The organism is Acidovorax sp. CF316 (genome assembly GCF_000276605.1).
Classification (GTDB): Bacteria; Pseudomonadota; Gammaproteobacteria; order Burkholderiales; family Burkholderiaceae_C; genus Acidovorax.
The window spans coordinates 1-1,215 of sequence record NZ_AKJX01000001.1; the positions used below are offsets into that span (position 1 = coordinate 1).

Annotated in this window: 2 protein-coding genes; both read right to left on the bottom strand. The window is 63.4% G+C overall.

The window, feature by feature from the left end:
• Nucleotides 1-128 precede the first annotated feature (128 nt).
• Entirely contained in the window at nt 129-653 is a 525-nt protein-coding gene (locus PMI14_RS00005) for a phosphoribosyltransferase (protein WP_007847579.1), read from the bottom strand.
• A gap of 173 nt (nt 654-826) precedes the next feature.
• Nucleotides 827-1,215, bottom strand: a 389-nt coding sequence (locus PMI14_RS00010) for an adenylosuccinate synthetase (protein ID WP_007847580.1), incomplete at its 5' end; no start/stop codon positions are given.

Consider the following 1,215-nt stretch of genomic DNA (forward strand, 5'->3'; position numbering starts at 1 on the left):
GGGCTGCAGGGAAAACCCGAAAAATTTGCATGGCCATGGGTGCTATCCAAGGAGCCAGCGCGGGAGCCACCAAGAAAAAGGAGGGCTTGCGCCCTCCTCTTCTTTGCTGTGTCCGGCGCCAGGGCCCGTCACACGCGCCACTTCTCCAGCAGCTTGGCAGGGCTCAGGCTGTCATAGCCTTCGAAGGGCTGGTGGATCCAGGGGTTGGTGGGCAGGAACTCCACCGAGTAGTCGGGCGTGAACGTCGACATGCCCTTGGTCCAGATGACGGCGCTGCGCAGTTCCGTAATGGGTGCGTAGTTGGTCCTGAGCATGTCGATCACGGCATGCAGGGTGTGGCCCGAATCGGCCAGGTCGTCCACCAGCAGCACCTTGCCGGCGATTTCGCCCTTGGGGGTAGTGATGAAACGGGCGATGTCGAGGTGGCCCTGCACCGTGCCAGCTTCGGCGCGGTAGGAGCTGGTGGACATGATGGCCAGGGGCTTGTCGAAGATACGGCTCAGGATGTCACCGGGGCGCAGGCCACCACGTGCCAGGCACAGGATGGTGTCGAACTCCCAGTCCGACTGGTGCACCTTGAGCGCCAGCTTTTCGATCAGGCTGTGGTACTCGTCATAACTGACATACAGGTGTTTGCCGTCTTCGGTCAACATGGGCGGGGCTCCTGGGGGTGATGGCTTGTAGATGAGAGGATCACACGGCAACAGCGCCAGGGCAACCCCTCATCGCTATATAGAGGGAATACGAAAAATGCGTTTGCCGCGCAGCACATGGCGCCATGCGGCACCGCCCTGCCGGTGCGAGGCCAGGGCGGGGGTATGGCAGGTCAGTCGGCCACGTAGGGGTGGCGCATCATGATGGTGTGGTCGCGGTCCGGGCTGGTGGAGATCACGTCGACCGGCACACCGGTGACTTCGGCAATGCGCTCCAGGTAGCGGCGTGCTGCCTCGGGCAGCTTGGCGTACTCGGTCACGCCCACGGTGGTTTCCGTCCAACCCGGCAGGGTTTCGTAGATCGGCGTGCAGCGTGCGATGTCTTCCGCGCCCATGGGCAGCAGGTCGATCTTTTCGCCGTCGAGTTCATAACCGGTGCACAGCAGCAACTCGGTCAGGCCGTCGAGCACGTCGAGCTTGGTGATGCACAGGCCCGACAGGCCGTTGACCTGGGCGCTGCGCTTGAGCAGCGCGGCATCGAACCAGCCACAACGGCGGCTGC